We start from the raw sequence: 26,961 nt of genomic DNA on the forward strand, positions 1-26,961 counted from the left end.
AGCCTGCACACCAACGGTTGCTGAATTCCTTGTCGCTTCTGTCCGTGCTACTCAGGTGGTTCGCGAAATGAGTGTTCTTTACATCGCATTGCCGATCGCGTTGCTGCTGGGCGGCGGCGGACTGATTGCGTGCCTGTACTGCATCCGGGACGGCCAGTATGACGATTTAGATTCTCCGTCGGTGCGGATTCTGGTGGATGAGCACCGGGTGGATGAACAGGGCCAACCGCAAGAAGAACTTGGGGAGCCCTGACCGAGAGCGGCAAAAGGTGTCGCTCTCGATTGGACTGATGGGACCGAGCGCGCAACACGCGTCACAAAACAACCCACTCTCGAAGTGTGTCATCCACCAAACCTAGACGGCAGCAAACGGTCAACAACCCGGCTGCTAGATCAGCAGTGGGAAAGCACCGATCACACTTGGTGGGTGCAGCCCAATGCCACCAATTTCGACGCCAATCCCTTGGTCGGTGAACGGAGTGATCGTCGCCGTTCGCCCTAAGAGTGTTGGCTACGCGATAAGTTTGACAATTCCACTTCTTGAGAAACAGTCGCATGAGCAAATTTAAAAAACCGATTCTAGGCGTCCTTTGCGGGTTCGCTGTCTTCTATTTGGCGACATGGTTTGTGTTTCGTTCAGATAGGACAACTCAGGATTTTGCCGACCATGTTTACCGTGCTCGATACAATGAGGCAGCCGAGATGCTCACCGCCCCTTGTTCGATCAAATTGGAAACAGATGGCGGTTTGACGCTTGTTGATCGTGCTGGCAAATCAACGTTTGTGCCACCAGGACAATTGCCCTTCAAGGTCGGGGGCGGTCGACCAGACGCGCCGGGAGACTTTTCAATGACTGCACTCGGAAGCTCTACGAACGGCCGATTAGATGCGCCCGCCATCATCATGTACCTCAGCGTTGAGGGCGGCAGGATTTGCATCGACCATGTGGATTCCTAACCGCAACAGGATGGGCGAACAATGTGGTGCACCCGAGCACGCGATCAGGGTGTTTTGAAATGGAAAGTCAACCGCGCGTGCCGGGTGACCACTGACGTTCGCGCTGCCAACCGACGCCTGACGATACCAGCTGTTGATGGGATCGATTTGGTGCCACCCACCATTTCTGGACGGCAACGAGATCAATAATCCTGCTGCCAAAACAGTAGGTGACACCATTCATCTCATTGTCTGAATGCAGCAATCGGAAAAGTTGCCCACGGATGGCAGCGCGAACCCACGGATCGTCCTGCTGATCGCTATCGGTGGGTTCATTTTCTTTTCTCCCAAATTATTCGCAGGGGAGGCCGCATTCGGGAATCGGTCCTCATCGATTGGGCCGTACGGACGCGATGGATCCAAGCCCTGTCCCCGCGCTAACTGTCTCGAATCCACTCGCCGCAGTTCGTCAGCGTTTTGGTGCGGTCGCCGTCTCGATCTCTTGTGGCCCATCGTGTGATCCGCGGACGCATGACTCCCCCGTTGCTCGCGTTGTGTGGTCCGGCGGTGTTTCTCTTTGACTCAAAGACAAATCCGACCGAACGCACGACGCGCCGATCTTGGGGAGTCGAGCGGCTAAGGATGCCTGACTCGCAAAAATGAGATCAAAACGCGGCCTGCTTCGCGACGCTGATGAACTGCATGCCCGAAATTCTTGAAGCGGACGATTTGCGTAGGGCAGGTGATTGGGAAACGTATTTTGCCTCGCGTGTGGCAAGGTGCGTCACAATCGGCGATGATGGAGGCTGTTGACCGAAGTCGCGGACCAGCTTTCCTAGCTTGACCGCATATTGTGACCGTTTGCTGTACGAAACAATGTTGGGCGGGCGAATCATATGTCCACATCCAGGAACGCGAAACAATTCTCCCTACGGGGTGTATTCCGCTATGTCATGGTCTGTGCGGTCGTTTTCGCCTTTTCTGGATTCCTGTATCGTCAGTGGTTTCTCCCTCGCAATGTTGGCATGGCCGCGCAACAGCGATTTGACGAAGCATTTGCGAAGAATGCGTGGAGTGGCTGGGCACAAGTCCACTTTCTAGACGGACGTGTTTGTATTGCTTCCGACATCGATGACGATGGGATCAAAGTACTGAGCCCAATTCTTGAAGATATCTACTGGTTGATACACCTTGAATTGTTCGGGACGTCCATCAGTGATGATCAACTCGCTAATCTGCGGCAGCAACTTCCAAACGTCCACATTGATCGCCGGTGGGGTCGGACAGCTGAAGCAGTGCCCAATCAATTGTAGGCCGCAGGGATCGCTGCAGGTGGGTGGCACCATTCATTGATGGGGGTGACGACGGGGGCAGCCAAGTGGCCCCCATCGACTCCGCCGTCGGGGCCGATTCCCATCCAATTTGGGCACGGTAGCGTGCTAGAATGGGACGACTGAGACTGTGACGACTCTTGATCGCCCCGAATACTGCGTCTAGCGTTAACAGCGTTACGCCGATCCTCTTGGTGGGATTGCTAAACCGGATGTTTTGGATAAAGAAATGGATAGACTCGGGGAAACTGAATCTGAGTCCGGGTTGGGGCAGAGAACTGCCGAGCAAGCCCGACGGGCTGAATTTAACGTGTCGGGTATGACCTGTGCCGGGTGCGCTCAATCGATCGAGCGGTCGTTGTTGCGGCAGCCGGACGTGAGTTCGGCCGCGGTGAACTTTGCCGGCGGCAACGTGGTGGTCAATTACGACCCGACGAAAACCGACGAAGCCCGATTGGCCGAGGTGATTCGTCAGACCGGGTTTCAAGTGGAAGAGGGAGACCGCGACACCGCCGAGGAAGACCGTCGGAAAGAGCAGCGCGACACGATGGTCATGTGGCTCGGCGTCGCGCTGACCTTGCCGTTGTTTGTGCTCAGCATGGGCCGTGATTTCGGTCTTTGGGGGCCGTGGGCGCATGCCGGGTGGGTGAACTACTTGATGTTCGCCCTGGCCACGCCGGTTCAGTTTTTTGTCGGCCGCGAGTTCTATTTGGGGGCCTATCGATCGCTGCGCAGCCGATTCGCCAACATGGACGTGTTGGTGACGATGAGTACCTCGGTCGCCTACTTTTTTAGCGTGGCGGTGATGCTGTTGCTGTCCTTCGGCAGTGAGATGCTGGGGCAACATGTCTATTTTGAAACCTCCGCCACGATTATTTCTCTGGTGATGGTCGGGCACTGGATCGAAAGCCGTGCCAAGACGCGAACCAATGGTGCGATCACATCGTTATTGAATCTGCAAGCGAAAAACGCGCGTGTCCTCCGCGACGGCGTGGAAGTCGACTTGCCGATCCAGGACGTGGTTGTGGGTGATCATGTGATCGTGCGGGCGGGGGAACAGATTCCCGTCGATGGCGCTGTGATCGCGGGTGAGAGTGTGGTCGACGAGAGCATGATCACCGGTGAAAGCATGCCGATCCACAAACCGGTCGGCAGCGATGTGATCGGTGCAACGATCAACGGCGATGGCATGTTGACCGTCGAAGCGCGGCACTTGGGGGCCGAATCGGCGCTGGCGCGAATCGTCAAACAGGTGGCCGAGGCCCAGGCGACCAAGGCGCCGATTCAGAAGCTGGCCGATCAGATTTCAGGGATTTTTGTTCCGATCGTGATCGCGGTCGCGCTGGTCACGTTTTGCGTCTGGTTTTTCGTCATCGGCGACACCGTCGGGGCGATCTTGCGAATGATTTCGGTGTTGATCATTTCCTGCCCCTGCGCGATGGGGCTGGCGACACCGCTGGCCGTGACGGTGGGCATGGGACGCGGGGCCGAGAACGGCATCCTGTTCAAGTCCAGCGAGGCCATCCAGCGAGTCGGTGCGATTAAACATGTGGTGCTGGACAAAACGGGAACGATCACGCGTGGCGAGCAGGTGGTCACCGACACGATCGCCGTCGCGGGTCTGAACGACGAACAATTGATCGCAATGGCCGGCAGTGTCGAACGCGGCAGCCAGCACCCGATCGCCACCGCCATTCTGGCCGAAGCCGATCGGTTGGGCGTGGACACGTCGATGCCCGACGACGTCCAGTCCAGCTCCGGTCAGGGCGTGACGGCTGTTTGGCAAGGACAGCGCGTGCGGGTCGGCAATCAGCGTTTCATCGAACAGGATTCGTCGATCGATCCCGCCTTGCAGGCACGCGCGGCGGAATTGCAACGCCAAGCCAAAACGGTCATGTGGATCGCTTGCGAAGGCGAAGTGGTCGGGTTGATTGCCGTGGCGGACACGATCAAACCGGAATCGGCTGAGGCGATTGCAAGGCTGCACGGCCAAGGTATCGTGGTTTCCATGCTGACCGGCGACAACCAACACACCGCTGCGGCGGTCGCCAGCCAGGTCGGGATCGACGACGTGATGGCGGAGGTGTTGCCGGGTGAAAAAACACAGCGGATTCGCGAGTTGCAGTCGCGGGGCGAATTCACCGCGATGGTGGGCGACGGAATCAACGACGCCCCGGCGCTGGCGCAGGCGGACGTGGGGATCGCGATCGGCACCGGCACGGACGTCGCGATCGAAGCGGCGGACGTCACCTTGTTGGGCGGGGAATTAAGAGGCGTCGCGCGGGCGATCAAGCTGTCGGTGCTGACGATGCGCAACATCAAACAAAACCTGTTCTGGGCGTTCGCCTACAACGTCGCGCTGATTCCGATCGCCGCGGGGGTGCTGGCCGGAGTCGAATCGGCGCCGATGTGGCTAAGAGAGTTGCATCCGATCACTGCGGCACTCGCCATGGTCGGTTCGGATTTGGTGATCGTGAGTAATGCGTTGCGGCTGAGACGGGTGCAGGTGGATGAGTGAAGGGGTAGGAAGATTTTGTGGGTAGGAAGATTTTGTGGGTAGGAAGATTTTGTGGGTAGGAAGGTTTTGGCTAAATCGAACTGAGGGTGCTTTTCGTAATTTTCTTACCTCCAAAATCTTCTTACCTCTTTTCCGCAGCTGCACAGAATCGCGTCCCCGCATGCCCATCGCATCCGCGGAATGCGTTAATCGACGTGCCCCTTGGGAGTCACCTTGCCGGGTGCCGACCGTGGCTTGATCCAACCGTTGTCGATGTACCACCGTGTGGTGTCGTCGATCCTCTTTTGAAGCGTCTTGGCGGGTCGAAAACCGGTCTCGCGGCGTAGCCGATCGGCGTTGCAGGCCCACGATCCCGCCGTCGCTTCCCTGGCTTTATCGATGCTGAGGATGTGTGGCCGACCGCGTAGCCGTGAGACGAGCTCGTTGACGGCGGCGATGGCCCAAATCGCTGCCGAGGGGCCGCGCAAGATGAAAACGTGTTTCTTTCCCAATGATCGACCGATCTGTCGTCCCAGCTCGGCATAGGTGGGCGTCTCATCGGCGGCGGCGAAGTAGATGCCTTGGTGACAGGCGGCGTCGCCACAAAGCCGTTTTCCGCGGGTGGCGACATCCGTCAGCGCACGGCAGAGGTCATCGACGTGGACGACGGAGAAGACATGGTCGGCGAAGCTGGGGACCAGATGCAGACTCCATTTGGCGATACCGTTGAACATCTCAAACCCATCGCGATCTCCGGGGCCGAGGACGATCGGCGGGCGGACGATGGAAACCGGCAGTGAAGCGGCAAACTCACGCACGGCGAATTCGCCGCTCAGCTTACTTTGGCCGTAGTCGGAGACCGGCGCCGGCGGGTCGGCTTCGGTGCGCGGCGTCGATCCAGAACAGGGGCCGGCGGCGGCCAACGAGGAAACGTGCACGAAGGTCGGGGGAGCGTCGAGGGCGGCACAGCAAGCGGCCAAGTGCTTGGGGCCCAACGTGTTGGCTTGCTCGAAGTCTGGCTTGCGGAGCGCCTTCGTCGTGCCGGCCAGATTAAACACGATCTCGCAATCTCGGACCGCATCCTCGAGGGATCGCGGGTCGGAGAGGTCGCCGACGATGAAGCGTGGATTCCATCGATGGAGAGAACGAAGATCGGAACTCGATCGAATCAGGCACGTGACCCGGTCCCCTCGTTGTGTCAAATGCCGGACCAACTGAGTTCCGATGAACCCGGTGGCCCCGGTGACTAAAACGTTGGCCATGACTCTCACGCTCAGTACGCGGTGTTAGGCTAATCCCGTGTCGGTTCAAGCCCCTTCATCGTCGATTTTCCGCTCGCAAATTCATCCGTCGGCAGGCCGCTTTGCTGCAGCACCGAAACGAACAGGTTCGCTAAAGGATAGTTGCGGTTGCGGTCAAAGGCGAGATGTTGTCCGTGGCGGAAGCCGCCACCCCCGACCAAAACCGGCAAGTTTCGGTTGTCGTGACTGGACGCGTTGCCGAGATTGCTGGTCATCAGGACGGAGGTCTGGTCGAGCAAGTTGCCGTCGGTATCTTCGAAGCCGGCCAAGCTGCGGAGGAAGTCGCCGTAGGCGCCGACGATCTGTTCTTCGATCAACGCCAACTGGGCGAGCTTGTCTGCGTCGCGGCCGTGATGGCTGAGCGTGTGATAGCCTTCGTCGACGCCTTCGATCGGCAACTTGGCGTTGCCGCCGGGCAGATTTAGCGTGATGAATCGCGTCGAGTCGGTTTGCAGGGCCAGTTTCATCAAACTCAGCATCATCGCCTGGCAACCGACCAAGTCATTGGCGTCCGGTGGGGTCGGCGGCTTGGCATCGACGACCGGCTTGGGCATTTTCGCCCATCGTTCGTTGGCGGCCATCCGTTGTTCCAGCTCGCGCACGCTGGAGAAGTAGGAATCCAATCGGTTGCGATCGCCGGCCCCCAGATCACGTTGCAATCGTTTGGCGTCTTCGTTGACCACATCCATGATGCTGCGTCCGCTGCGAATCCGATCGGCTTGCCGCAAACGTTCTTGTTGCGACTGGTCGATGAACAGCGTCGCGAACAGTTCCGCCGGAGAACTCAGCGACGGGATCATCGCCCCGGTGTCGGTGTACGAAGGGCTTTGGGTGCCGCTGGTGCTGAGGACCAACGACGGATAACGCGTGGCGCCGCCGAGATGTTTGGCGAGGTATTGGTCCACCGAGATCGTGTTCTTGGCGCTGCCGCTGTTGCCGATCGGCGTGGCGGTCAAGATGCTCGCTTCGGCGCGGTGTCCGTTGGAAACGCCTGGGTGGCTGCTGCCGGAAACGACGGTGAATTGATCGCGGACGTCAGCCAGTGGGTTCAGGTAGCGGGACGAGGCATACGTGCGACCGGCTTGTTCGGGAAACAGGTTTTCGCCGAGCAACCCCAAGCCGATCGTGACCGAGACGAAGCGGTGGGCTGGAGGGTCGGATGTTGCACCGGCGGAGGCATCCATCGCCGAGAGCCAGGGCAGTGACATGGCGACGCCGCTGCCTCGCAGCAGGGTACGACGGGCCAGGCGACTCTTCGGCGAATGAAAACGGCTGGGGGCGGTACGCCCGGCGTGGTCTTGTTTTTTCGTCATCGTTTCACTTGGTGAGGAAGGTTTGGCTGGTCACGACGGCTTCGATCAGCGAACGCAAGCGATAGCCATCGGATTTGGTTTGAGCGACGATTTGGTCCAGGGTCTTGCGGTCGGCGAACGTGATTTCGTGTCCGGTCGCATAGACGAGCAGTTGGGCGGCAAAGTTGCGGGCGACCAGATGGTCATCACTGGCGGCGAGTTCACGGAAGGCGACGAAGGAATCGAATGCTCGACCGTCGGCAAGCCGGTACGCCGAGTCGACTTCGGGGCCTTGTTTGTACGAACCGCCGCGCCGCGTCAGGTAATGATCACGCCATTTGCCGGCGGCGTCAAAGTGTTCCAGCGCAAAACCGGGAGGATCGATTTTGGCATGGCACGAAGCGCACTCGGTTTGCGAACGGTGTTTTTCAAGGATCTGGCGAACCGTCGTGGCGCCGCGGACGTCGGGTTCGATGGCCGGTACATTGGCCGGCGGATCGGGGATGGGAATGCCGAGCAATCGATCGCAGATCCAAACCCCGCGGACGACCGGCGAGGTGTTGGATCCGTTTGCCGTCACCTTCAGGATCGATCCGTGCGTCATCAGTCCGCCGCGAAACGGATGGTTCGCGATCGAGGCACGTTTCCATTGCGAGGGGGCGATGTCGGCATCGATGCCATAGTACCGCGCCAGACGACTATTCAACCAGGTGAAATCAGAATCGACCAGCATCCGCGCCGGTTGGTTTTCGACGATCAGTGTTTCCAGATAGCGACGCGTTTCACCGAGCATCGCATTTTGGACCACCAAGTCGAAATCCTTATGCATCCGACGATCCGGTTCGGTGAAATCGATGTCGGCAAGGTCCAGCCATTGGTCGGAGAAATCGTTCACGAAGTGCTGCAGCATGACGCCTTGAAGCAGGCGACGCGTCTGTGCAACGATCTCCGCCGGATCGGACAACCGACCGGCGTCGGCGGCCGCACGCAGTTCGGGGTCGGGCGCCCTGCCGGTCAGCATGTAACTGAGTCGATTGGCGACGGCGTGGTCGCTCAGACGCCCGGGCGTTTCGGTGAAATAGATGAATCGAGGCGAACACAACACGGCTCGATAGGTTTGGCGAAGTACTTCGATCGGATCGTTGTCATCCGCGATGCCCCGATCGATCAGGCGGGCGTACGGTTCCAGCATCTCTGTCGTGACCGGGCCGCGGAAGGCTGCGGCGGCAAAGTCATGCAAGCGTTTTTTCAGGTCTTCTGCCGGTGAATCGCTGTGCAATTGAAACCGTTTCGATTTCGCATCGTAACGCGTTTCCAGGTCGCCGAACAAAGCCTGCTGGACGGCCGCCTGGTTTCCGCCGGGATAAATTCGTTCGATCTTGAGCGAGTGCATCGCGACACCGGGAACGTCTTGCGGTTCTCCTTCGCCGAATCCCACTTGTCCGCCGTTGAAGCGAGCCTTCTTGAGCGTGCTATCGGCAGGTCGGATTTCAAGCATGTGATCGGCTTCGATCCATGTGGTGAAGGTAAACGTTTGCGGAGTCTCGGTCGCTTCGAATGCGCCGACCCAATGCATCAGGGGCGCGCTGGAAACACATTTGCCACTTCGAACCGAACACCACAGCCCGCGACCGTCGGGCATCTTCAACGAAGAAGCGTCCAGCGTGATGCGATACCAACCGGATTGTTTCAATTCGGTGCGGGAGATGCGTCCGTAGAACGAGAGGCCACAGGACCAGATCACCGCCGCGCCATCGCGCAACTCGGGATCGCGATTGCGTTGCCCCTTGCGCTTGTTTGCGATCCGTGACGCGGGCAGGTCGATGACGACGTCGGGCCGGTTGGGGCGAAGCCGATCAAAGGCCAGGTCCAAGGCCGCATCGACGACGCGCAGGTGGTCTTCGAGATGATAGTGCGACATCGACTGGGCGTCGGCGATGTTGCGAAACCCATCGGTGCGTTGTTCGTCGGGCATCAATTGCGACAGCGGGGCGGCGATCGCAAACAGGTCTCCGAGCGTTCGTTCCAGTTGATGGTTGGTCAGTCGCCTGGAAAGCACGCGTCCGTGTGATTGATGACGCGACGTGATGGCTTGGTCAATCGATTGAGAGGCCGAGTTGAGAAACCGCATTTTGGGCTCCGCTTCGACTTCGCCGTATTCCTCCGGCGGCATTTCACCATCAGCGACGCGATCAAAGACGCGGACCCACGTGGCGATGTTCTGGGGATCGCTGGAGTGTGCCAGATCGGCCCACTTCAGACGGTTCAAATCAAATCCGCCTTCACCTTCACTGCCGTCATGGCAGTCGAGACAGTTTTGCCGCAAGAACGACATCACGTCGTCCTTGCGATGATCGATTTGTCGCGTGTCGTTGGAGTCGGTTGCTTCGGTGGCTGCAGCCGTCCGTTGCAGCAGCAGTGTCGTGGTGACCACGGCGAACAAGGTGAACATCGGCAACGCATGGTGTCGCGCGGCACGCAAAGTGGTCGTGCACGCGCTGTGCACGTGGCTTGCGCTGTGCACGTGGCTTGCGCTGTGCACGTGGCTTGCGCGGCGTCGACGCCATTGTCGCAAAGGCATGAAGGCTTGTTTCATCACTCGGTGAGTCATTGGAGGTGGGATCGAGCGCGGCGAGGGGTGGCGATCCAGATGATCGCAGGTGTCACGACCCGTGTAATAGGCGGGAGGGGTCGATACGGCCACGGCTCACATTATAGCTGCAAGCACCGAGATTCACGATGCGTTTTGGCGTGCGAAAGCTTGGATCGTCCGTTGCTGAACTGTGAAGAAGGGACGCCACGCGGTATTCTGGGCAAGGTTGTGGTCCGCCCGACGAATCAGACCACGCTCTATGTCTCCCGAAATCGTCCACACAGGCATACCCCATGCTGTTATCCGAGCCCCCCGAAACCGCTTACGACATCCGCTTTACGTTACTGGGTTTCCCGGTCAGGATCGCGGTGACGTTTTGGTTGGGGGCGGTGGTGTTTGGTTACTCGCTGTGCCGTTTTTTTTCGAGTGAAGAGCTTGGCGTCGGGCCATTGATGATCGCTTGGGCGCTGTGTCTGCTCGTTTCAATCTTGATTCACGAGCTGGGGCATGCCTTGGCATTCCGTCACTACGGCATTCAGTCATCGATTGTGCTGTATCACTTCGGCGGCCTGGCGATTCCGACGAGCACGTACACGCCGGGTCGATCGATCGCGCGGATCGGCGAGAAGGAACAGTTGATCATTTCGGCAGCCGGGCCGGCGTTTCAGTTGTTATCCGCGCTGGCGGTGATCCTGGCCGTCAAGTTGGCAGGTTTCGAAGTGTCGGCGTTCCGTTGGATGCCATCGTTTCTGGCGACTCTTCCATGGGTCACCGAAGGACCGGTGATGGATAGCCGAGGCATGTTGGCGCTGGTGACGTTTTACATCTTGCCGAGCGTCTTGTGGGCGTTGTTGAACCTTGTTCCGGTCTGGCCACTCGATGGAGGACGCATCGCGCGCAGTCTGATTGTGATCAATGGTGGCACGGTCGCGCAATCGCTATGGGTCAGTGTGATCTGCAGTGGCTTGTTGGCGTTCTATGCGTTCAACCATGGGCAACCGATGATGGGCATCTTCTTCTTGATGTTCGGTTTCAGCAGTTACCAGATGTTGAATCCGATGAACAACGGTTGGCGCTAACGCGACGCAACGTCAGGCAGCGCGGTGCGAACAAACGCAGCGCGATGCAACCAACGATCACGCGCATCCGTGCAACAAAGCCGCGCGAGATGGACAACAAAGTGCGCCAAGACCGTTCGATCAAGCGGTTCGTTGTAAAAATTTTCTCAAAAACTTTTGCATGTGTTTGATGTGGCTTCCAACCACTGCGCATGGTGTTGTCGAACATGCATGAAGCGATCCAATGTCAAGTGTTGCAAGCGACATCAAGACAACGAAGCGCATCGTGGTTGCGTCGGTTCGCGTTTCCATCGAATGCGCACAACGCATTGCTGTATCAATATTTGCGTCAACGCGCTCACAACGAGGTCGTTGGGCGACACGTCCAGCCATGTGTCCACACGTCGCTTGTCATGGAACGTTCAACACGATCGCTGCGATACTTGCTTCGGTCGCAAAGAACAGTGGTGAGGTAGCAGGGACGAAGTGTCTTGCAAGCATAATTTTTTCGAAAACATGTTGCGGAATTTGACGCAGCGCGTACAAATACCGCAGGTTTACGTCAGACAGCATTGATTGGTCCGTTGGATAACTGGCTTCAACGTTTGTCTGTCACTTACTAACGCATGGTGAGCCGTGGCCGGTGGCTTGTCGGGGAACGTTCCCACGCAAGTCACAATGACTCGCCATCGTTTCCAATTCCGCGGAGGAAAAACGTGGCTAAAAAGAAAGCAACCAAGAAGAAGGCTGCCAAGAAGAAGGCAACCAAGAAGAAGGCAACCAAGAAGAAGGCTGCTAAGAAGAAGGCCGTGAAGAAGAAGGCTGCCAAGAAGAAGGCAACCAAGAAAAAGGCGACCAAGAAGAAGGCAACCAAGAAGAAGGCTGCCAAGAAGCGCAAGTAAGCTTCTTCTCTTCGCCGATTCTCAATCGGCCCCATCCATCCACCAAACCGCTCGGGTTACCCCCCGAGCGGTTTTTTTATGGCCGGGTGCGTGGGGACAGGCGAGGCGCCTTAATTTCCCGCGTTTTGCGGGGTGTCGTTTTAGTCGGGAACTGCTGAGTCAATGGTGAGCCGCTGGCCGTAAGGCCTCGGGCGGGCGCTGGAATGCCTGGCCGCTTACGCGCCCGCGGCTCACAAAATCGACAGCCCGCTCGCGCCGTTCCGCTAACACCTCAAAGCCAAAGTAAGTGCGCGGCGGTTCAAAGCGTCGGCAGGGTCGGTTTGGGCGGAGCGGCGGCATTGCGGGCGGCCAGGGTGCGGACCATCGCTTGGCTGACGCGTTCCAGCGGGGCTCGAGCGGCCTCATCGTCGGCGAGGACCGCAGCAAGCCGGCCTTCGTCTCCGGCAACACGCAGTTTGATGTCCAGCGGAAGTCCGCCGAGGAAGGGGACGTCCATCTCTTCGGCCTTCTCGCGTGCGCCACCGGATCCAAAGATGTCGTAGGTCTTGCCGCAATCGGGGCACAGGAAGCCGCTCATGTTTTCGACCATGCCCAGGATCGGAATGTTGACCTTTCGAAACATCGCGATCGCCTTGACGGCATCGAGCAGCGCAACCTCTTGGGGCGTGCAAACGACGACGCTGCCGGCCAGCGGAATGGCTTGCGAGAGCGTCAAGGCGACGTCGCCGGTTCCCGGCGGCATGTCGATGATCAGGTAATCCAGTTCACCCCATTCGGTCATGCCCAGAAACTGGTTGATCGAACCGTGCAGCATCGGGCCGCGCCAAATCACGGCTTCTTTGGGGTCGACCAGGAATCCCATCGACATCACGGGCATCGGCGACAGGTCGGGGCTGTCGTCGAGCATGATCGGATCGATCCGCTTGGACTCGCTGAAACCCGGGCGGCCGGAGAGTCCTAGCAGGTGTGGAATGCTGGGGCCGTACACATCGGCGTCCATCAAACCGACTCGGCTGCCCAGTCGCCGCAGCGTCAGTGCGATCGAAGCCGCCACGGTGCTCTTGCCGACGCCGCCCTTGCCGCTGCCGACCGCGATCACGCTCTTGGCGCGGAGCGCCGTTTGGCCGACACGGGTGGCCGGTCGGGCGTGCGTTTTGAACTCCAGGTCGACTTGGATGCCCGGAAAGGCAGCGGTCAACTTTGCCTCAACGGCGTCGCGAACATCGTCTTGGATCGGACGCGAGTGTGAGGTGAGGCCGAGTTGGATCCTGGCATGCTGGCCGTCCACATTGACCGAGACGACTTGTCCCATCGAGCCCATCGGGCGTCCGGTTTCGGGGTCGCGGTGCCCATCGAGAAGCTGGCGGACAGAGGATTCGGAGAGTTCGGACATGTTTTTGAGTTCCAGGTTCCGGGTTCCAGGTTTCAAGTTGGCAGCGCCAAGTCGGATGTTGAGTCGGTTACAGGGTAACGATTTGCCAAAGAAGTGGGACCCAGCTAGGAAAATCGCAAACTTGAAACTTGAAACTTGAAACTTGAAACTTGAAACAAAAAAAAGCGGCTCGGCAGCGAACTGCCGAGCCGCTTTCGCGGTACACGTCTAGAGACCAGCAGCCGGATTGATCACCCGGTTGCTACGTTTCGCTTTATCAGCGGACGTAGCGGGCACTGGCTTGAATGACGCGACGCTTTTGTGAGATGCTCGCACTCGGATCAACGATCGGAGCGGGAGGCATGGGAGCTGCGTCGGTGGCAGGAGCAGCAGCCGGAGCTGGTGCGGGAGCCATCGGGGCGCTGTAGGTCGCTCCGCATCCGCAACCGCTGTCGCACGCCGGGGCGTCGCAGCAGCTGTCACATCCGCTGGAGCTCTTGCAAAGGTTGCCGAAGAGTTTCTTCAACAGGCCTCCGCTCTTGGGGCCGCAGCCGCAAGCCGAGTCGCAGCCGCTGTCGCAACCGCAGGGGACAGCGACTTCGCAGCCACATGCCGGAGCGGTTTCGCAGCAAGGAGCAGCGACTTCGCAGCCGCAAGCCGGAGCGGTTTCGCAGCAAGCGGTTTCGCAACCACAAGCCGGTTCACAGCACGAGCTCTTCTTGCCAGCGAACAGGTGGGCCAGCAGTCCGCCTTTTTTCTTGCTGCAGCCACACGCCGGAGCGGTGTCACAGCAAGGTGCAGCGACTTCGCAGCCACATGCCGGAGCGGTTTCGCAGCAGGCCGAGCCAGCGGCTTCGCAGCCACAAGCCGGTTCAGCGGCGCATCCGCAAGCGGGTGCTTCGCAGCCACAAGCCGGTTCAGCGGCACATCCGCAAGCGGGTGCTTCGCAGCCACATGCCGGTTCAGCGGCACAGCCACACGCGGGTGCTTCGCAACCGCAAGCGGGTTCGGCACATCCGCAAGGGGCTTCGCAGCCACAAGCGGGTTGTGCTTCACAGCCACACGGTGCAGCGGCACAGCCGGTGTCACAGCAAGAAGAGCTAGAGCAGCCCTTCATCAATTTTTGGAGCAAGTCCATCCCTTGTGTTTGGCAACACGTCGTGGTGCCAAGAACGAGGGCCATCATCATCAGTGTCCGTATCATCGGAGCCACGTCTCCCTTAGTTTGTTACGCGGGTCGATTTGAAAAGCGGGTCATGTTGGTCGAATTCGACTGCCACTCGGGTGCGTTCGCTGGACGAAGTTGCCGGCGATCGCATCCGATTGATACACCCTTCGAGCACGGACGGACCGCGGTGTGGGTTACACAGCCCGCCGACTTCGTTCAGCTCGATGGCAATTTGTCGTGGTGGAACAACGTCTTGCCCATTGATCGGCAATTCGAATCCGCACGCGAAATCGCTTTTCAAATCCCCGTTGCGTCCTGTGCAACGGGAAGTTCTGGGTCGATCGTTCGCTGGCGGCACGTCCCGGTCGGGGCGATTTGTCAGCTGGGATCACTAACCGTATCGGACCGGTGCAGGTCAGAGATTACTGTTCCACTCTATTTTCACCAGCTTGCGAAGCTTTGACGGCTGGGCAAGTTGCTCTCAATATCGGGGGGGCAACTGATACCCGGGTTGGTCAAGTGGAACAAACGGTCTGGACGGTATAAACTATCACCGATCGGATTACGTGAGGCGTCCGAGGTCCGCCCGTCAGGGGGCCATGCCCGCGCGGGATATCGATTGTATAACGGCAGCGTTTGGCAACCCATTTCAATTCTCTCCCTCTGGGAGAGACGGCGTTTGCGCCGCAAGCGAACGCCAGAGAGGGCCCGCGCTGCAAAAGTCCGCTGCAAAAGTCCGCTGCAATAGTCTTGGCGCCTTCCGCTACGATCAAATCCGTCACCTCTACAATTGACGTCCCCCGCGGGCATGGCAACAGCTGCCGGTGACGGGGCACGTTGTGTGGTGACGGGGCACGTCGTGTTCTGTGCATTACCGTACGGTGTGCGTTGATACGGTGTGCGTTGAATTGACAGACGTTTGCGGAGTGATCCGTACAGATTTGCCACTCTCGAGCGTTGGAGACGTGTCCAGATGCCTGATCCAGGCCCCGCCGTTGTCGATCTGACCGCCCTGCCAGGGGTCGCGTGCCCCTGCGGCATCGCGCGTCGAGCGTTTCAAGACCGGGACGAGTTCCCCGGAACGGTACATTTGACGAATATCGATCGATCCGCCCGGACGCACTACCATATCGAACACACCGAGGTTTACGTCGTATTGGAGTGTGATGATGATGCTGCGATCGAACTGGACGGCCAATTGCACCCCGTACGCCCAAAAACCTCGATTTTGATCCCCCCCGGCACTCGACATCGTGCGGTCGGATGCATGCAGGTGGTGATCGTTTGCTTACCCAATTTTGACCCTGCCGACGAACACTTCGACTGAGGGCTCATGATCCTCGGCGAGTCCAGTTAAGATAGCGACCGTGCCACTTCGTCCGTTGCCCAATCTTCCCCCCTGCCTGATTGCCTTCCTATGACGCGACCAACTTTTGACTTCCGACGTCGACTCCATGCGGCGCTCCCCTTCCTGTTGATGCTTCCGATGTTGTGGCTCGGTGTTGCCGCATCGGCGGCCGACTGGCCCTACTGGCGTGGCCCCAACATGGACGGGACCGCCGAAGTCAGCGGTTTGCCCGACGACTGGGATTCAAAAGGAGGCGACGGCAGCAATCTGCTCTGGAAACGCGAAGACATCGGCAGTTTCTGCACCCCGGTGGCGATGGGGGGACGACTCTACACGATCCAACGGCACCTGCCCGACACCGAGCGTGAAGGTGAGAAAGTCGTTTGCCTGGATGCCAAAACCGGCGAGACGATTTGGGAAAACAGCTACAACGTCTGGCTGTCCGATGTCCCGGCAGAGCGGATCGGGTGGACCAGCGTCGTCGCCGATCCCGAATCGGGCAACGTGTATGTTCTGGGCGCTTGCGACATCTTTCAGTGCATGGACGGGGAAACGGGCGAGACGCTTTGGAAGGTCCCGTTGCACGAGCAGTTCGGAATGCTCAGCACCTACGGCGGCCGGACGAATTTCCCCATCGTGCACGAAGATCTGGTGATCATCAGCGGGATCATCATCAACTGGGGCGACTATGCCAAACCCAATCACCGCATACTGGCACTGGACAAGCTGACGGGCGAATTCGTTTGGTTCAGCGGAACGCGTGATCTACCCTACGACACGTCTTACTCGGCGCCGACGATCGCGACCATCGACGGTCAACGGCAGTTAATCATGGGCTTCGGCGACGGCCAGGTTTGGGGTATTCAGCCGCGAACCGGAAAGCAACTCTGGAAATACGAATTGTCGCGGCGTGGCCTGTTTGCCGCTCCCCTGGTTATCGGCGACAAAGTCTTCTGCAGCCACAATGAAGAGAACGTCGGCGAATGGGCCAACGTGATGGGCGCCGTCGCGGCGGTCAAGATTTCCGGCACCGGCGATCAAACCCAAGCCACCGAGTTGTGGAAGCAGTACGAAGTCGTGGCGGGGTTCAGTGAACCCGTGCTCGTCGACGGGCGTTTGTATTTGGTCGATGACCGCTGCAAAATGTGGGTCTTCGATGCCGAATCGGGAGAACCGATCGTCGAACAAGAACGGTTTGCCGATAGCCGCCAGAAATCGGCACTGTTGTACGCCGACGGCAAAATCTATGTGACGACCGAAAATGGTCGTTGGTCGATCGTCAAGCCGACCGCCGACGGGTTCGAAGTGATCAATGACGGGCGACTGCGCAGCGAATCCTTTGTCGCCTCGCCGATCGTCGCCGACGGCCGCTTGTACTTCCAAAGCACGCGGAACCTGTACTGCATCAGCAATGAGTCGGCCAAGCAATCCGACCAATCGATGAGCGACGCCTACGGGGAAGAACGCCCCGTTGCCGAGGACACGCAGATCGCTCAGGTCCAGATCGTTCCGGTCGAAGCTTTGATCCAGCCCGGCGAGTCGATCGAGTACAAGGTCAACGTGTTCAACGCGATCGGACAACAACTGGAAACACCCGGCGACGTAACGTTCCGAGTCGAGGGTGGCGCGGCGTCGATCAACGGCAACAAGTTGACCGCCGCGGCGGACGCGGCTCACACCGGGGTCCAGGTCGTCGCGCAGTTGGGCGACGCCACCGGGACGGCCCGCGTGCGGATCGTGCCCCCGTTGCCCTGGAAATTCACCTTTGACGGTCTGTCTGATCCGCCCTTGTCGTGGGTCGGTGCCCGATACCGCCACGTGATTCGAGAAATTGACGGTTCGGCGGCGTTGACAAAAATCAGCACGATCCCCAAGGGGGCTCGAAGCCGTGCCTGGATGGGACCGAGCGATTTGTCGCAGTACACCATTTCAGCCGACGCCCGCGGTCAGCGGGCGTTGGGCGCCCTGCCGGATATCGGGTTGACGGCCCACGGTTATGTGCTCGACTTAATGGGCGAAGCCCAACAGGTTCAAATCCGGACGTGGGCGTCTTCCGAAGAACGCGCCTCGGACGTTGCGGCGTTTCCATGGTCGGAGGACCAGTGGTACCGGATGAAGCTACGGGTCGATTTAGAGAGTGAAGCCCCCGCACAGGTGGCGGTCGTCCGCGGCAAGGTTTGGCCTCGCGATCAGGACGAGCCCGAAGAATGGACGCTCACGGTGCGAGACGAATCACCCAATTTAAACGCCAGCCCCGGTCTTTACGGCAACGCAAAGGTCGCGGAAATTTACTTGGACAATATCGAAGTCGTTGAAAACAGCAACGAACCATAGCGGGGAGCATCATTCCGCAGTGCGGCCGATGATTTGATTCATCGGCCGTGTCGCCTAGAATGGGTTTCCCTCCCCATCGCTCTTTCCCACCCCACACCAGGTCAACTGACCCCCCATCGCAATGCGAAAACAAGATCTCTCGGCGTTCTCGATGATTTTGGCTGCTTTCTGCCTCGGCACGCTGACCACCGTCGCCATCAGTGGTTGCAAGCCGCCGACCGCCGTGCCGCGTGCCGCGGAAACCAGCAGCACGTCGGGCGGCAATACGACCGGCAGCAACACGACCGCATCGGCCCGGTGGGCGTCCAACACGACGGCCAACACCACCGTCGCTGCTGAAACCCCGGTTGCCGAAGTCCCGATGCCGGTCAAGCCCGCCGTCGAGGTGGTCGAACCGGCAGCGGCCGAACCGATCGCCAGTGAACCCGAAGCCAGTGAACCCGAAGCCAGTGAACCCGAAGCCAGTGAACCCGAAGCCAGTGAACCCGAAGCCAAGGTCGCCGCCAAACCGACCCGCGATGCCGAGGTGGAAAGCCAAGCATCAGCGACCACATTGGTATCCGAAGTTGCGGATCCCAACGAAGTGATGGCCGGCGGGAAGGACTGGCCGCAGTGGGGCGGAACGCGGTTGCGAAACAACACACCGGGCGTGACCGGATTACCGCGCAGTTGGAACATCGGCAAGTTTGATCGGCGAACCGGAGAGTGGGACAACAGCAACGCCGAAAACATCGTGTGGTACGCCAATCTGGGCAGCCAGACGTACGGAAATCCCGTCGTCGCCGGCGGTCGCGTGTTCGTCGGAACCAACAACGGTGCCGGGCACCTGAAACGTTATCCCTCCCAAGTCGACTTGGGATGCCTGTTGGCCTTTAACGAAGCCGATGGAGAATTTCTGTGGCAGCACAGCAGCGAAAAGCTGATCACCGGACGCGTCCACGACTGGCCGTTGCAGGGGATCTGCTGTGCACCGCTGGTCGAAGGCAATCGGTTGTGGTTTGTGACCAGCCGCGGCGAAGTCCGCTGTCTCGACGTCGAAGGGTTTTATGACGGCGAAGACGACGGGCCGGTGACAGAGGAAACCGCGTTCGTGGCCGAATTGATGCTCGCCAGCGACGCCGGCAAGGCGGCGGTAGCGGCACTCGGCGAAGGCAAACTGTCCGACGGCTTGGTCGAAGCGCTCCAAACGGCCGGCGAAGAGGTCAGTGGTGATGTCAAAATTGAAAGTGTCGACGAAGGCGCCGGCTGGGTTGCCAGCGGCAACTTCGGCGGCGTCGATCGCACGTTTGAACTCAAAAAGGCCGGCCCGCGGTTGAGCGTGTTCAAGAGCTTGGGCATTCACGACAAACGCGACGCCGACACCATCTGGATCTACAACATGATGGAGGAACTGGGGACCAGCCAGCACAACATGTGCTCGTGCAGCGTGACCAGCTTTGGCGATTACTTGTTCGTCAACACCAGCAATGGATTGGACGAATCGCACTTGAACTTGCCCGCCCCCGATGCACCGACGTTCCTGTGCATGAACAAGAACACCGGCGAATTGCTGTGGCAAGACTCCTCGCCGGGGTCCAACATCCTTCACGGCCAATGGTCCAGTCCCACTGTCGCCGTGCTCGGCGGCGTGCCGCAGGTATTGTTTTGCGGCGGAGACGGCTGGTTGTACAGCTTCAAAGCCGATGGCGGCGTCGAGGGCAAGCCGGAACTGCTGTGGAAATTTGACTGCAACCCGAAGGAATCCAAGTGGGTCATCGGCGGCGAAGGAACCCGAAACAATCTGATCGCGACGCCCGTCGTCTACAACGATCTGGTTTACATCGCGGTCGGACAGGACCCCGAGCACGGTGAGGGCGAAGGCCACTTCTGGTGCATCGATCCCACCAAGCGTGGCAACGTTTCACCGCAACTGGCGATGAAGGTCGAAGGCGACAGCCGCACCGAGATTCCCCACAAACGGATCCAAGCGGTTGAACCCGAGAAGGGTGAAATCGCGGTCGACAATCCGAATTCGGCCGTGGTTTGGCACTACTCGTTGTCGGACAACAACGATGACGGCGAAATCGACTTCGAAGAGGAAATGCACCGAACGATCGGCACCTGTGCGATCAAAGACGATGTGATCTACGTCGCCGACTTTTCGGGATTGTTGCACTGCCTGGACGCACGCGGCGAAAACGGCGAGGCCAAGGTCCACTTCACCTATGACATGTTCGCACAAAGCTGGGGTAGCCCGCTGATCAGTGACGGGCACGTCTACGTGGGCGACGAAGACGGCGACGTGGCGATTTTCCAATTCGGTCCGCAGTACAACGAGCCGATCGAAGAAATCAACATGGGCAGCAGCGTCTACAGTACGCCGATCGCGGCCAACGGTCGAATCTACATCAGCACCAAAGACAAGTTGTTCGCAATCGAGAAGCAATCGCAATGACGAAGACCGTTGTGGACTGTGGCAATTGCGGCCCCGATTTTCACTCGATCCGTCAGTTTGTGACTTCCAACTTTGATGCCGTCGTCGTGCAATCGCACAACGCGGAAGAAACGCTCAAGTTGCTGCGCCAGCGCGACGTCGCGCTGGTGACCGTCAATCGGAAACTTGATCGTGACTACTCCGATGGGATGGAAGTCGTCAATGCGATCAAAGCCGAAGAGGATCTCGCCGACGTGCCCGTGATGTTGGTGACCAATTACGAAGAGCACCAGCAGGCGGCGATGGAGGCCGGTTGCGTGCGGGGTTTCGGAAAACTTGCCTTGCGAGACCCGAGGACCGTCGAACTGTTTCAGCCGTATTTGGGTTCAACTTGAACCACTCCACCACCTTCTTTTTGATCGCGATTTGCGTCGGCTTGTTGGCCGGTGGTCTGCTCGGTGCTCAACCGAGCATTAACGGATCACTGGGCAAGAACGTCGCCCACCCGTTGCAAGCGTCGCTGATCTCCTTCGGCAGCGGGACATTGATTCTGTTGCTGCTGACGATGGTGGTCGGGGAATTCCCGCCCGTCTTTGCCGTGTCGCCGCGTCAATTGCCGTGGTGGATCTGGTTCGGCGGTGCGATCGGTGTGGTGATGGTTTCGACGTCGCTGTTCATCGTGCCGCGGATCGGCTCGCTGCCCTGGTTCGCCGCCGTCATGACGGGGCAAACGCTGGCCGCGCTGCTGCTGGATCATTACGGGCTGCTCGGCAATCCGAAGACACCGGTTTCTGCCCTGCGCGTCTGCGGGACGCTGTTGTTGGTGCTGGGGATCCTGGCGATCGTCGGAGCGCGGCGTCTGGAAGCCACCCAAGACGCGGCGGTAGAAGTCGTCGAGACCAAAGACTAAGTGGCGTAAGCTTCCAGCTTGCGTTCGGAAAAGTGGGTAGGCTTCCAGCTTGCGTTCGGAAAAGTGGGGTAAGCTTCCAGCTTGTGTTCGGAATAGTGGGGTAAGCTTCCAGCTTGTGTGAGGCAGAGAGAGGCAAGCAGGAAGCTTACCTGACCGCTGGCAAGCAGGAAGCTTACCTGACCGCTGGCAAGCAGGATGCTTACCTGACCGCTGGCAAGCAGGATGCTTACCCCACTGTAGGTGACGATCGCATGTCCAATGAACTTCCTTTCGATGATGCCGATTCGCCCGAGACGCCCTTCCAGGCCGCCTCACTGGACGATGTTTGGCAAAGCTTTGGCAGTCAGCTACGACGCCGAGCGCGGACGCGCTTGCGGCAGTATGGCTTGACCGGTCAGACCGAATCGATGGACATCTGCAACGAAGTGATGGTGGATCTGGCCAAGCGAACGGATGCCGATTCGTTGACGGCGGACGATATCCTGTCCTATATCCTGCGTGCGATCGATAACGAAGTGGTCGACACCTTTCGAACGCTGGCACGTCATTGCCGCGATTTCCGTCGCAACGAAGCGACGCCGGTGGAGGAGATCAAGCTGCACGGCGCCCAGACTTCGCCCAGCCAGATCGCGCTCCGCAGGGAAGTGGCCGATCGCGTGCGTTCGATCTTGGGCGAATCGGACGCCCTGGCGCTTGACATGATGTTGCAGAACCACGACTGGAACGAGATCGGCCAGCGGCTGGGGATCAAACCGGACACCGCCCGCATGCGGGTGCGCCGGGCACTGGATCGAGCCCGCGAAGAGATCGGTTTGTCGGAGTCGTCGTGATGGCCGAACGTCCGTCCCCGCACGACCCGAGCCGTCCCGCCGATGCGACCGCAAGCACGTCGCCCCACGTTGCCAGGATCGATGACCTCATCGGCTGGCTGCAGCGGCGCCGCGAAAGTCTTCCGACGTCACCGCTGGCGGAGCTAATCGATCAGGCATCGCTGTCAACGAGCGGACTGGTGGAATTGGCGGCCGTCGACTTGATCGGGCAACGTCGCCGGGGGCAGCAGGTTGTCGTGGAAGACTACTTAAAGCAGTTCCCGCAACTTGCCGAGACCGAGAGTGATGTGTTGGATCTGATTGACGCCGAGCTTTGTGTCCGCCGTGAACGAGGTGAGGTTTGCGATCCGTCCAGTTTTCGTGATCGTTTTCCAAAACTCGCCGATTCGATCGAGCAATTGATTCATCTGGAACCTGGTCGGGGCGAAATCAACGCCGGCGAAAGTTTGGACTGGGATCAATCGGTGGGCCAGCGACAGATGACCGTTGCCGCGGGGCAGCCTTCGGGCGGACAGCCGGTTTCGGAAACGCGCCCCGACGATTCGATCGATGTACCGATCCCGATCAAACCACCCGAGTGGATCGTCGGCGCCCGCTGCATTGCGACCGTCCAACTGCGGCGTGGGCGTTGTTGGCTGGTCAAGGGACGTGACACCGAGCGGAACGACACCGTGGCGATGAAGATCATTCCGCTGCCCGCCAGCCTGGGACGAACCGAGCGGACCCGCATCCTGGATCTCTGCGAGCGTACCAGCAGCGTCACGCATCCGTCCTGGGTGGCACCGCGAATTGCGGCGATCAACAACGGGCACCTCGCCGTCGTGCGGCCCTGGATCTTCGGCGATTCCTTTGCGTTACGTCCGCCAGGTGCGCATCATGTTGAACGCTTGCAGATGCTGGTGCGTGTCGCGTTTGCGCTCGCCGCGGCACACCGCATCGGTGCGACGCATGGCAGCGTGACGTGCGGGAATGCGATCATCGATCACCAGTCCCGAGTCAACCTGATCGACACGGCATCGGGGGTCGCGTGTTGGGCCGAACCCTATGCGACGTGGCAGCACGAGTTGTCGAAAACACTGCCCGACCGGATTCGCCGCGACACCATCGGATTGGTCGGAATGATCACGCTGGAATGCCTCGAGTCACCCGATCGAATCGCATCGACCTGGATTCCGCAACTCACCGAAGAAATTGATTTTAGCAGCAACGATGCCTGCGCGATCATTGGCGAGGCTCTGCAGTCCTGTTTGGATCAGAAGCCCGTCGAACGCTCGTGGTGGCAAAAAGTGATGCGTCCTTGACGGTACCGCCTACCCTCCTTTGCATGAATCGAAACCCTTGCAGTCAGCTTGAAAAAACGCCCCCTTCCCCTTTTTTGTGGCATTGCCCATTTTCATTTATCGCACGGCGTCTTCGAATGCGTCGGCCGGTTGGTAGTCGAAGTAGCACTTGCGTTTGATGACGTCCGCGACCGACTCGGGCACCATCGACTCCCATTCCGGGTCGCCCGATTTGATTTTTTGCAGCACGTCCCGTGATCGCACGTGCAAGCAGGCGGGATTGTAGTTTTGCACGTCGATGATGCCGCCTCGGTCACACAGGTACCCGAACAGTTGTCTCAACTGAGGATCGATGTTCAAGTTCTCACAGGTCGTCAATTCGCCGCTCTCGGAATCCAGCATCGGATAGCAGTAGACCTGCAAGCCGTTCTTAAACATCCGTCCGAAGGATTCCAGAATGCCGCCTTGGAGCCCGGTGTAGTACTGTTCGTCAAACAGTTCCAACAGACTGCCGGCCCCCATCGTGATCGCGATTTTTTCTTTGGTGTAGCGTGACAGGTAGGCGGCAAGTCGATAGTACTGGAAGTAATCGGAAATCAGGACCGGCATCCCGCAGGTGGCCATCACATCGGCCCGTGCCAGGAAGTCCGACAAATTGATTTCCCCCGCGGCCTTCAAGTTGTTCATCGTCAGTTCCATGACGGAGACGACTTCCTTGCCCACCACGTTGGGATGCTTGGAGAATTGTTCTCGGGCGCTCTCCAGCATGTCCAAATTGACGTTGCAAACGGGACGAAAGCTTCCGCGTTCGACCAGGATCGCTTTGCGGTAAAAGAACTCCGACGGCTGCAAGACTTCTCCGCTGGCCGCGAACATGGCCGCACCGCTCAAGCCGAGCTCGACCAGTTTCAGACTCATCAAGCGGTTATCGACGTGGCGGAACGCGATTCCGGAAAACTCGATCATGTCGATCTCGATCCGCGACGTCGACAGGCCGTCCAGAAGTGCGGCGACCAACAGCTCGGGCTCATGGTGGAGGGCAAAGGCGCCGTGGACTAGGTTGACGCCGACGATGCCGAGGGCTTCCTGTTGCAGGGCCGCCTCGTCATCGAGCATTCGGACGTGAATGATGATCTGGCTGTCTTCGTCTTGGGGATGGGCCTGAAACTTGATCCCCATCCAACCGTGGCAGGCATTGGTGCCGTGATAGTTCCTTGCCGAAACGGTGTCGGCGAAGGTGAAGAACGCGGTCGTTTCACCGCGGACCTCTCGCAACCGGTCCAGATTCAACGTGTGTTCATAGTCGAGCATCGCCTGCAGGCGTTCACGACAGACGTAGCGTGACGCCCGTCCGTAGATCGCGTCACTGACCTTCATGTCATAGGCCGACATGCTCTTGGCGATCGTGCCGGCGCCACCCCCGACGCGAAAGAACCAGCGAACGACCTCTTGCCCCGCGCCGATCTCCGCAAAGGTACCGTAGCGGCGGGGATCCAAGTTGACCTCCAAGGCTTTTTGGTGCGTGTCGAGTGGTTCGGAGTGCTGACTGGATTGATGCGTTCGAATCATCTGGTTGGGGTCGCCGGGTTGAGTCGCGTGAAGAAAAAATACTCGCACAGAGAACATGGCTTGCGGTTTGGAGACGATCCCGATGGATGCCTGCCCGGCGTGGCGGTTCGGGCAGAATGAGGCCAAACCGTCATCATCGCGACGTCTGAAACGGAACGACGAAGCGTGTTCGACCTCTGGATCCAGCCTGGTCTGCAACCGTATCCTTTCCGCTTTGGCGGCCCCGTAAACGCACAGTCACTTAGAGGGGGCTGATTGCCCGTCGCCTTAAAAATGTAGTATGCTGGGCAATTGAGCCGCACGTGGTGATTCCTCCCGACGGTGGGATCGTGCGTGAGTGCGAAGATCATGCCTGAGGGGAGTCTGGCAACATGCTCATCTGAACACCATCTTCGGATGATTGACGATCGCACCTCCCTCCTCTGACGCCGCAGATTGAAAACTCCGCCCAGAAACTCGACACTGTTATCTCGTCTTCTGCGCCCGAGCCGGTGGAACGCTCCCCGACAGGCGGGCCGGGAGGCCGCTCACGTCACCATCACTTCAATCACACCAGTCGTTACGGGGTGACCGCATTCGATGTCTTGGCAACAACAAGTCATTTTCGTCGTGGATGACGATGAACGCGCCCGGGAATCCGTCTGTGCGCTGGTGAGTTCGATGGGGTTGGAGTCCAAAGCGTTTGCGTCGGCCGAGGAGTTCCTGGAGTTCTACACCAAGGACAAGCCGGGATGCTTGGTGACGGATATCCGGATGCTGGGCATGAGCGGACTAGAGTTGCAAGCGCAATTGAATGACATGGGATCGCTGTTGCCGGTCATCGTTTTGACAGCGTTTGCGACGACACCGGTCACGGTCCAGGCGATTCAGCGCGGCGCGATCACGTTGCTGGACAAGCCGTATCTGGAAGATGATCTCTGGAACGCGATCCGCAAAGCGCTTGCGCTCGATGCCAGCAAGCGTGTGGAAGAAGCGCACCGTCAAGCGATTCGGGAGCGGATCAACGAACTGACACCGTCCGAACGCACGGTTCTGTCTTATGTGGTGGCCGGCAAACCGAACAAGGTGATCGCGAATCGTCTTGACGTCAGCGTGCGAACGGTGGAGAACCGTCGCAGCGAGATCTATACCAAGTTGCAGGCCGAATCGGTGGTTGATCTGGTCAGGATGGTGATCGAAGCGGACATGCTTGATACCTAACGCTTGCCCCCTTTTCCGCTCGACAAAGTCACCTCCGGCGGGTTGCGGGTTGCCACATCGCTTTTCGGTTTCTTCTCTTCATCGGATCGGCTGCGATTCGCAATACTGGATTCATCGATGGAACGATTCTTGTTGAGGGATCAACAACAATCGAGGGATCGATGACCACGATGGAGCGCTGATTCACCGGACGAATCTTGGTAGGGAGACTCGGGCTTCGATCTTGGAAGGAATCTGCAGAACAAATGGGGCTCTTGGAGAATGTTCCGGCGGCAACGCCGGAACATTTCTCTGAGCCGCCACATTCTTCTGCGGAAATGCGTGGCGAAGCACAATGCGCGTGAGGCAGGCGCAGGTGTTGACGACACCGCACTTCCGACGGATCGGACGAGTGACCGTCAATGGGAACGGCTGGCGATCATCGACTTCACGGGGCGAGGCAGTGACTTTGTCGGTGATCGCAAACAGGTTCGGGGCAAGAACCTGGGCTCGGTTGGAGCTCGCGTGTCACCGACAAGTGCTGCCATTTTTTTTGTTTGATCGGTGAATCTGTTTCGACGGCTGCAACCGCCGCGATCTTCTCTGGCGGTTTCTCGCCACCCGCGGTCCGGCGGAGCTTCCCGTCAC

20 protein-coding genes are annotated in these 26,961 nt (G+C 59.1%); 14 read left to right on the forward strand and 6 right to left on the reverse strand.

The features are described 5' to 3' along the window. A partial coding sequence (gene ccoS / locus NZK35_RS11095) for a cbb3-type cytochrome oxidase assembly protein CcoS (RefSeq protein ID WP_259632600.1) occupies positions 1-253 on the forward strand: 253 nt, incomplete at its 5' end. Between the two features lie 302 nt (positions 254-555). After that, the gene (locus tag NZK35_RS11100; protein WP_259632601.1) at positions 556-957 is read left to right on the forward strand and encodes a hypothetical protein; all 402 of its coding nucleotides are present in this window, start codon (positions 556-558) and stop codon (positions 955-957) included. A gap of 1,076 nt (positions 958-2,033) precedes the next feature. Here the strand turns inward: NZK35_RS11100 and NZK35_RS11105 are convergent. Beyond that, positions 2,034-2,282: a hypothetical protein gene (locus NZK35_RS11105; RefSeq protein ID WP_259632602.1), complete on the reverse strand. Its 249-nt coding sequence runs from the start codon at positions 2,280-2,282 to the stop codon at positions 2,034-2,036. Positions 2,283-2,577: 295 nt separating this feature from the next. Here NZK35_RS11105 and NZK35_RS11110 point away from each other — a divergent pair, with 295 nt between their 5' ends. Further along, positions 2,578-4,785, forward strand: a complete 2,208-nt coding sequence (locus NZK35_RS11110; RefSeq protein WP_259632603.1) for a heavy metal translocating P-type ATPase — start codon at positions 2,578-2,580, stop codon at positions 4,783-4,785. A gap of 185 nt (positions 4,786-4,970) precedes the next feature. Here NZK35_RS11110 and NZK35_RS11115 read toward each other — a convergent pair whose 3' ends face one another. Genes NZK35_RS11115 through NZK35_RS11125 form a run of 3 tightly spaced genes read right to left on the reverse strand, consistent with a single transcriptional unit; the run spans position 4,971 to position 9,809 of the window. Continuing rightward, positions 4,971-6,026: an NAD-dependent epimerase/dehydratase family protein gene (locus tag NZK35_RS11115; protein ID WP_259632604.1), complete on the reverse strand. Its 1,056-nt coding sequence runs from the start codon at positions 6,024-6,026 to the stop codon at positions 4,971-4,973. A gap of 29 nt (positions 6,027-6,055) precedes the next feature. Continuing rightward, positions 6,056-7,378: a DUF1552 domain-containing protein gene (locus NZK35_RS11120; RefSeq protein WP_259632605.1), complete on the reverse strand. Its 1,323-nt coding sequence runs from the start codon at positions 7,376-7,378 to the stop codon at positions 6,056-6,058. Positions 7,379-7,382: 4 nt separating this feature from the next. Beyond that, the gene (locus NZK35_RS11125; protein WP_259632606.1) at positions 7,383-9,809 is read right to left on the reverse strand and encodes a DUF1592 domain-containing protein; all 2,427 of its coding nucleotides are present in this window, start codon (positions 9,807-9,809) and stop codon (positions 7,383-7,385) included. A 434-nt stretch (positions 9,810-10,243) separates the two neighbouring features. Between NZK35_RS11125 and NZK35_RS11130 the strand changes: the two genes are divergently transcribed. Together NZK35_RS11130 and NZK35_RS11135 are read left to right on the forward strand one after the other, a co-directional pair. After that, complete coding sequence (locus tag NZK35_RS11130; protein WP_259632607.1) at positions 10,244-11,029, forward strand: site-2 protease family protein; 786 nt, start codon at positions 10,244-10,246, stop codon at positions 11,027-11,029. Positions 11,030-11,724: 695 nt separating this feature from the next. Then, positions 11,725-11,910 (forward strand): hypothetical protein, encoded by a 186-nt coding sequence (locus NZK35_RS11135; RefSeq protein WP_259632653.1) that lies wholly within the window; start codon positions 11,725-11,727, stop codon positions 11,908-11,910. Positions 11,911-12,208: 298 nt separating this feature from the next. Here the strand turns inward: NZK35_RS11135 and NZK35_RS11140 are convergent, their stop codons facing one another. Then, positions 12,209-13,303, reverse strand: coding sequence for an Mrp/NBP35 family ATP-binding protein (locus NZK35_RS11140; protein ID WP_261364662.1), 1,095 nt, complete (start codon positions 13,301-13,303; stop codon positions 12,209-12,211). Positions 13,304-14,077: 774 nt separating this feature from the next. On the opposite strand from NZK35_RS11140, the gene NZK35_RS11150 reads away from it, so the two are divergent. The 8 genes from NZK35_RS11150 (at position 14,078) to NZK35_RS11185 (ending at position 23,586) form a co-directional block, all read left to right on the forward strand. Further along, entirely contained in the window at positions 14,078-14,386 is a 309-nt protein-coding gene (locus tag NZK35_RS11150) for a hypothetical protein (RefSeq protein WP_259632608.1), read from the forward strand. Positions 14,387-15,423: 1,037 nt separating this feature from the next. Next, positions 15,424-15,777, forward strand: coding sequence for a cupin domain-containing protein (locus tag NZK35_RS11155; protein ID WP_259632609.1), 354 nt, complete (start codon positions 15,424-15,426; stop codon positions 15,775-15,777). Between the two features lie 90 nt (positions 15,778-15,867). Next, on the forward strand, positions 15,868-18,132 hold the full coding sequence (locus tag NZK35_RS11160) for an outer membrane protein assembly factor BamB family protein (RefSeq protein ID WP_259632610.1): 2,265 nt from the start codon (positions 15,868-15,870) through the stop codon (positions 18,130-18,132). Positions 18,133-18,253: 121 nt separating this feature from the next. Continuing rightward, positions 18,254-20,566, forward strand: coding sequence for an outer membrane protein assembly factor BamB family protein (locus NZK35_RS11165; RefSeq protein WP_259632611.1), 2,313 nt, complete (start codon positions 18,254-18,256; stop codon positions 20,564-20,566). Further along, a complete protein-coding gene (locus NZK35_RS11170; protein WP_259632612.1) occupies positions 20,563-20,940 on the forward strand; it encodes a response regulator in 378 nt (125 codons plus the stop codon). Before NZK35_RS11165 ends, NZK35_RS11170 begins: the two co-directional genes overlap by 4 nt. Next, positions 20,937-21,455: a DMT family transporter gene (locus NZK35_RS11175; RefSeq protein ID WP_259632613.1), complete on the forward strand. Its 519-nt coding sequence runs from the start codon at positions 20,937-20,939 to the stop codon at positions 21,453-21,455. The genes NZK35_RS11170 and NZK35_RS11175 overlap by 4 nt, the downstream gene beginning before the upstream one ends. A 251-nt stretch (positions 21,456-21,706) precedes the next feature. Next, positions 21,707-22,285 carry a sigma-70 RNA polymerase sigma factor region 4 domain-containing protein gene (locus NZK35_RS11180; RefSeq protein WP_259632614.1) on the forward strand — a complete coding sequence of 193 codons (579 nt, stop codon included), beginning with the start codon at positions 21,707-21,709 and terminating at the stop codon, positions 22,283-22,285. Then, positions 22,285-23,586, forward strand: coding sequence for a serine/threonine-protein kinase (locus NZK35_RS11185; protein ID WP_259632615.1), 1,302 nt, complete (start codon positions 22,285-22,287; stop codon positions 23,584-23,586). The genes NZK35_RS11180 and NZK35_RS11185 overlap by 1 nt, the downstream gene beginning before the upstream one ends. 96 nt (positions 23,587-23,682) lie before the next feature. On the opposite strand, the gene NZK35_RS11190 is transcribed toward NZK35_RS11185, so the two are convergent. Next, positions 23,683-25,134, reverse strand: coding sequence for a TonB-dependent receptor (locus NZK35_RS11190; protein WP_259632651.1), 1,452 nt, complete (start codon positions 25,132-25,134; stop codon positions 23,683-23,685). 579 nt (positions 25,135-25,713) lie between these two features. On the opposite strand from NZK35_RS11190, the gene NZK35_RS11195 reads away from it, so the two are divergent. After that, positions 25,714-26,334, forward strand: coding sequence for a response regulator transcription factor (locus NZK35_RS11195; protein ID WP_259632616.1), 621 nt, complete (start codon positions 25,714-25,716; stop codon positions 26,332-26,334). The last annotated feature ends 627 nt before the right edge of the window (positions 26,335-26,961 follow it).

This window comes from Stieleria sedimenti (genome assembly GCF_025060895.1).
In the GTDB taxonomy this organism is placed as follows: domain Bacteria; phylum Planctomycetota; class Planctomycetia; order Pirellulales; family Pirellulaceae; genus Stieleria; species Stieleria sedimenti.